We start from the raw sequence: 7,185 nt of genomic DNA, 5'->3' as shown, positions 1-7,185 counted from the left end.
GAGGTCGATTAGATTCTTTCAAAACCTTTATAGAAAATTCTAAAAAATTCATACTCATCCCTATAAAACAGATTACCGCTCATTTGAACACAAATCCGCGTTTAGACGCAGAATTTTGGACACTCTATTATATGGAGATAAGTAATATTTTAGTGAATTCAGTCTAACGTTATTTTTCAGAAAATTATTTTAGACGACAATCGCCCAAGTCACCTTTTCTTGAGGCACGATCGGGCGGGATACTTTTGCAATGGAACAACGATTATACGAAAAAATGCTCAGAGTCAAATCAAAAAGCCTGATTGTAATTTCAAGAAAACGATCCGATCAACTAGCTCTTAAAATCTCTCTTCCTTTCGAACCGATCTGAGGGCTGACGTATCCTCGTTCTTCCATCAATTCCATCAAACGTGCGGCCTTATTATAACCTATCCTCATTCTTCGTTGCAAATAACTTGCGGAAGCTTTACGATCGGTTCGAACGATCTCCCAAGCTTGTTCGAAAAGTTGTTCGTCCTCTTCATCCACCGTCGAACTTTCCGTTTCTTCGTCCAGATCGAAATCCACATAAGAAGGTTTGCCGAACTTGCGCGCCTCTTCCACAATCTTTTCGATCTCTTCCTCCGAAACATACGGAGATTGAATTCGAATTAAATCCGCGGCGGTCGGAGACTTATAAAGAAAATCCCCTTTGCCTAAAAGGGATTCCGCGCCGTTTTGATCCAAAATAATCTTAGAATCCGTTTTCTGAGCCACATGAAAAGCCATACGCGCAGGACAGTTGGCCTTGATGAGACCGGTGATCACGTCCACGGACGGACGTTGTGTCGCCATAATAAGGTGAATCCCCACCGCTCTGGATTTTTGAGTGATTCGAGTGATCGCGTCTTCTAGATCCTTACCCGAAACCATCATCAGATCCGCAAGCTCGTCGATAAAAATGACTATATACGGCATCTTTTTGTAACCGTCTCGATGTGCGCCCTGTTCCACTTTCTCATTATATGTTTTAAAATCGCGGCATTTGAGTTTGGAAACGGAATGATACCGGGCCTCCATTTCCTGAATCGCCCAAGCTAAGGCACGAGTCGCCTTTTTCGGATCGGTGATAACGGGCATCAACAAATGGGGGATATCCTCGTACAAAGTGAGTTCCACCATCTTCGGATCGATCATGATAAAACGAACTTCTTCCGGAGAAAGATGTACCACTAAAGAAGAAATCATGGAATTTAAACAAACCGATTTACCGGAGCCAGTCGTTCCTGCAACAAGCAAATGCGGAAGTTTATTTAGATCGATGCCGACTAACTTTCCGGAAATATCTTTTCCAATTAGAATGGAAAGATCCTTTTTCGGACGAAGACTTAAATTTTGATGTAAAATATCTCCGAGAAAAACGTCTTCTCTTATGCTGTTCGGAACCTCAATCCCAATCGTGGACTTACCCGGAATCGGGGCTACGATCCGGATATTCTTTACCGCGAGGTAAAGACGAAGCTCGTCCGCAAGGGAAGTAATTCTTCCGAGCTTGACTCCCAAAGGCGGAGAGAGTTCATAACGTGTGATGATCGGTCCGCGCTCCATAGAAACAACTTGAGATTCGTACCCATATTGGCGAATGATCTCTTCGATCTTACGCGCTACTTTATCCGATTCTATCTTAAATAAAGGATCTTGAATTTTCGTAGCGGTCGTTTTCAAACTTTTAAGAGGAACGTGATAGATGGAACGTTTGGACCGGAATTCTGGAACGAGAGTCGTAGGAGGAAACGGTAAAGTCGATTCTATCTTATCTTCCTTTTTTTCCGAAGAAAAATTTGAGGATGAATGAGCATGATCCTCCGCCAAGGGAACATTCTGAGATTTTGAAGCGGCGGAGGTTTCTATGTTTTCGGAAGAAATTTCCCCCCGAGAAAATTCCAAATCCAAGGTTTTCTTTTCTTCGATAGATTCCTCCAAAACTTCCTTAGAATCCGAAGTAATGCGCTCTTCTTTAGAAAATTCTTTTTCGAATCCGGAGTTCCCGGTCGCTCCAGTTTCTTCGGACGAAACTTCCTCCTTACCCCCTATTTCTTCCGATGGAACAAAACGATCCAATTCGTTTCCTCTGCTCGAATCGGAATCCTTAAAAGAAGAGACTAACGTAACATTAGGTTTTATACCCGAAGAATCGAAAGTTCTAAAATCTATGATTTCCCAACCGGAGGAGGTTTCCGAAAAGGTCTTTTGTTCCCGAATTTTTTCCGAAAGGGAAGGAGAAACGGATTGAAAACGAAACACCTTACCCTCTTCTTCGAAGTTTCCGGTAAAAGCTCCCCGGTTTTGAAAACGAATCCGAGAAGTTTCCGAAGTCACCATGGAACTCACATCCACCTTCGATAATAAATCGGAAAGCCTACCTTCTTTTCCAAAAGTGGAATGAAGCGCATCCCGTAACGAAGATGCTTCTTTTTGTCCCTGAGTTTGTTTGTGAGGACCTATCTCTTGCTGAAACTGGTTCGGGGAATGTGTTGTTGTATGTGCAGAAAACCAAGGTAGATTAGTTCTCTTTCTTTGAAATTTTTCAACCGCCGATTGAAAAAAAGAGCCGAGATTTTCTCCGCTCTTTCCGAAACCGTACTGTAATCCTTTCCTGTATTTTATCCCCGCCGCTCCGAGAATCCTCCCCGCGAAATGAAGAGGTGATTCGTTTAACAAAAGTATTAAACCGTAAAAATAAAAAATGAGATGAATGAGCACCTTACCGGTCGCACCGAAGACGAATTCCAAACCCGAAGAAAGAAGTTGTCCCGCAAGTCCTCCTTGGGACGCGAAAGGAATCGTAGAAACATGTCCGGTGATTTGAAGGGTTACGGCGAAACATAATAAAAATATGGGAAGAGACAAAAGTCGATTCGTTAATTCCAACCCTTCTTTGACAAGCCGAAGCGCCCCGAGGCCGATCATAAAAAATCCGGGCAAAAACGAGGCCGCTCCGAACATAAAAAACATTCCATAAGAAATATAAAATCCTAATCGTCCGAAAAAGTTGTTCTCGACTCCATGCTCTCCCGCGTCGAAGGAACCCAAAGACAGAATCAATATAATCCCGGTAAAGAGTAATACATAAGGGAGAATCATCTTTCCATTTTGCAAATTCCAGGTAGATTTGAGGTCTTTGGATTCCATATTTTTTCTATCGGGATAAATTCCGAAAAAGAAAAGAGACTTAATTTCGATTTTTTGGAAGCGGAAAAAGAACCGATTTTCTTTCGACTTGGCGCCAATTCAATTCTACGTTTTTCATTTTTTGAAGCCATGAATTCATCACTTGAATTGTGTAGGCCTCTGACACAGAACGTTTTGGAAAACCGTCAAAGCTCTGACAAAAAAATCAAGGTTGTAAGTCCGGCATCTAAATAGGAACTACTGCATTTTCAAACGACGGAAAACCGCCAATCTGTGGGAACGGAACTCCCACGTTTTTTTAGAAACTTGCCGGCGTTTAGGGATATTTTTTGCGGGGCACTCTAATCACCAGGATTTCAGTAGCGAGAACGACCTTGCGCCGATTTAGACGCAGACTTTATAAACTCTTACTCATCTCTACATAATAAGCGTCTAAAATTCTACGTCTAAACGTGGGGTTTGTGCTCAAATTAACGGTACTCTATTTTATAGGGATAAGTAAAGAGAAGTGAAAATTCGTCCAGTATGAACTCGTTAGAGAAGATGTATGATAAAGGAGGAATACTTGTTGACTCAGTGTTGAAGCACTTCTGCTTTCCAGATTTGAACTTCGTTTTAAGACTAAGAATAACTCCCGATGTATAGGTATCCAACCCGCGAATATCAGTCTGATCAATCGTCGCGAAGGCTTTTCTCTAACGAGTTAAATTATTGGATGATTAAAAAAAATGCGAAAAAAGATTTACTGCTACAGTTGGTGCGCCATATCAGAGTCTGTCCCAAAACGTAGGAACAATTGCAGCGACCCGCGAAGATTCTGATAAGATCAAATTGTTTTGGGACAGACTCTAAATCGGATTTACGTAAATCTGCCTCAAAAAGCATAAGAATCCTCGCCTGCGCCACTCAAACAAATAATAGCAAAGGACTTCATTTGCACAATTAAAACCAACGCCGCCCAAGATTATTAATATTTTATAAATTATTGAAATATCTAAAGTAGCGCCACAAAACAATTCTCAATAATCCCATTTATAACAAATTCCGTCCTCCCTATAACACCCTTCTTTGGTATTCAATTCCAAACATTCATTTTTCCCTTGAAAGTTTTCCAGCCCCAGATCAATCCCGATAGATCTCATCTGAGCCGGTGTTATCAGCTGGCAACTGGGAGCGTTCTGATTGAGTGGCACACATCCTGCAGTATCTTGTCCAATCGAACAAAATAAACTTCTTCCGTTGGAATAAACAATTGTCGTCTGCTTCTTATTAAAAACATTCCCGTAATCTTCAAAGTTCAATGTAGAAAAAACGGAAGAAAAGCCCGTAGAAGATTTAGAATCTTTTGAAACGCAGGAAAGTCTCATTAATTTACCCCTGCTTCTGACCTCGGTTGCACAAAGAGCATTGTCATTTTCACTCATAAGGTTTCTTGCTTCGATAAGCCGAGTCGCATAGTTGAATTGATGCGACGAGTAATATAAAAGCTCGTTCGGAAAATTATAACATACAACAGAACTGTTTTGCTGATATTCGGGAATAAAACAAAGATCCGGTATTCTAGAATTCATGATATTTGCGGCAGCAACTACGCCTTTCGTTTCTATATTATTTCTAAAGATTACCTTTTTGGAAAATTGATTTCCGTTTTCCGACCACCAACATTCCGAATAAATTTGAGAATCTCCTGCTTTATAACCGACTTTACACCAGTCAGGAATACCGTCTTGGTTACTATCCGTAAAAATACTCTCCTGCCTAACCAAATCGGAATAATAATATGATCCATTAGTTTTTTTAGTTTCTCCCTGAGTAAAAACGGCAAAGCCACTGCCATCATTTTTTCTGACTAACTCTGTACAAGCCATCTCATACCCATTTACAATACGGCAAAAATAAGCTTTTCCAAAAATACCTTTCACAATCACACGCTTATCTGCGGCCCCTCGTGATGCCCAACCACCGTCTAAAGCCCCGAAATTTACCTCATTAGGAAATCTTCCATTCCCATCTCCAAGATTACATTTTAATAATGTACGGCGATTCCCCTCCGCCACTAAACGACAAAAATCATTCTTCTGATCGTTATTGATATCACCAAACATATAAGAATTTTCATAACCTGTATCGCTTATCGTGGTTTCTTTAATGGAACTAAGTTTTCCATTATTTAATATGGATCTGCATTCGATTTTAGTTTTTGAAGTAACATAACAAAGGCCGGATAGATAGCTGGATAAACTTAGATACACTCCTTTACTGGACGCAACTTTGGAGATTGGAGTTTTAAATATAGGAAGACTCGGTATCTTGCTTTTTTTGTAACTCTTATCGTAAATTTTCTGGTCGACATCACGCTTGTCGTCTCTTAAATAACACCTTCCATTACTTGAACGTAAAGAATTATCACACCTCGCAACGTTCGCAAAAAATCGATTTCCCCACCGAGGATCACCTTGAGGAAACCCAGCTAACTCCGGATATCCCGGGGAAGATGTTGTAGTACCATACCTTCCTCTGTCAAACATAGGATTGTGTACGAATTCTCCCCGGACGCCAAAGCTAACACGGTACCAGCCATAAACCTGTCCCCACGTGATTCGAAATAATGCGACAACGTCTCCTCTCGCATGCGATGGAGTGTAAGGCCCAAGCGATCGTTGTACATCAAAAATATTAGACGCTCCCGCAATTTGATAAATGTAATAATCCTGAGGGATATTCGAATTCCCGAAAATATGAGCGTCGCTTAAAGCTCTAGTCGCGCTAATATACGCAGAACGCCCGGTATGAGCACCAAGAGTAACATGATTGAAAAGGGAACGATCCGAATTACCGGGAGCTGTCGACATTCCAGCCGACCAAAATCCATCCGAACCTCTAAGCTGCTCCGGATCCAACATATCGGCCCGATAAAATGACTCCACAGGTGGACTAGAAACCTGACTTTGATAAGGCGCCTCAACAATGTCCACCGGATTTGCAATTACTCTCCCTCGACGTGCATAAAGATTTCCTATGGTTCCGAATAAAAAGGAACCGATCAGAATCATTAGAATTTTTTTCATAGTTTTCACCTTTGTTGCTCTTTTCATTTCTCATTAAAATAAACAAGTATCTCGATCAAGGAATGTTATCGAAGAAAGACTAAAACCAATTTATATTTGGTCTACAAACGTGTTATTTTTTAAATCAAGTAGCAGTTTTTTCGCAAATAATGGAGTTGTTGAAAAATTAATTCTCCATTTGTTTTATTTCACTGAAATAGACGATTGAAGCGGTTTTGTTGGTCCCGCAATTGAATTTTTCAACAACTCCATTATTTATTTCGCATTCAATCTTTATAAAATTTTTGTGAACTATCCTAAATTTGAACAAACTGACTAAACTCCATTGTGTAGGGATCAGTAAAAAAAGAATTTGTTTAAACTTGCTCCTAAATCGAAGCCCGAATTCAAAAACCATAAGGAACAATCCTGTTTGATTCTATAAAAACGACTTCGGATCTTCAAACTTCAAAGTAGGAGTTCCTACTTTTAGAATTTGTACGTAAAATCGCGATTTGTTGCAGTTCCCACATTTTAAGAATAGATTTACAAAGTTCAACTTCCCACAAAAAAATAAATTGCGCGGAATCACGTTAAATATATTCAAAAAATAGAATACATTAATATTTTTATATTCTATAAAAACAATAAGTTCTAAAAACTCCACGTGGCAAATTAAGATATCGCATTTTTACAAAAAAAATTTTCAATACCGTCAATTCAAGCGCGCTTATCTGTAAAAGATTTTAAATCTTTGCTCTTCGAATTTTGACTTTCCTTTAAATTTCCAACCAGGGATAATAAGAATTCAATTTTCCGCTACTACGACCTGCCTATTAGAGGACTTTGAGTCTCTGCACAGATAGGATTTTGAAATTTTCAATCCAGCGACAAAATTTGAGACAATCTTCTTCGAAGAATACAATTACGAACGAGCCACATAAACCACATTTCAAGTATTTGCCAC

Annotated in this window: 3 protein-coding genes (1 of these 3 running past the window's edge); all 3 read right to left on the bottom strand. The window is 39.9% G+C overall.

Features of this window, described 5'->3' with window-relative positions:
• On the bottom strand, positions 1-52 hold the 5' end (the start) of the coding sequence (locus tag FHG67_RS08425) for an HTH domain-containing protein (RefSeq protein ID WP_004497661.1). 890 nt of this gene lie to the left of the window's left edge; the window shows 52 of its 942 coding nt (coding positions 1-52); it begins with the start codon at positions 50-52; its stop codon lies off the left edge, out of view.
• A 275-nt stretch (positions 53-327) separates the two neighbouring features.
• Positions 328-3,171, bottom strand: coding sequence for an FtsK/SpoIIIE family DNA translocase (locus tag FHG67_RS08420; RefSeq protein WP_004499397.1), 2,844 nt, complete (start codon positions 3,169-3,171; stop codon positions 328-330).
• Positions 3,172-4,190: 1,019 nt separating this feature from the next.
• A complete protein-coding gene (locus tag FHG67_RS08410; RefSeq protein ID WP_142499735.1) occupies positions 4,191-6,239 on the bottom strand; it encodes an enterotoxin A family protein in 2,049 nt (682 codons plus the stop codon).
• Between the last annotated feature and the right edge of the window lie 946 nt (positions 6,240-7,185).

The organism is Leptospira weilii (genome assembly GCF_006874765.1).
In the GTDB taxonomy this organism is placed as follows: Bacteria; Spirochaetota; Leptospiria; order Leptospirales; family Leptospiraceae; genus Leptospira; species Leptospira weilii.
This window is presented reverse-complemented; position numbering and strand designations above follow the sequence as displayed.

Coding starts and splice junctions, on each gene's coding strand:
- FHG67_RS08410 (WP_142499735.1), bottom strand. CDS start 6,239: ATGAAAAAAATTCTAATGATTCTGATCGGTTCCTTTTTATTCGGAACC.
- FHG67_RS08420 (WP_004499397.1), bottom strand. CDS start 3,171: ATGGAATCCAAAGACCTCAAATCTACCTGGAATTTGCAAAATGGAAAG.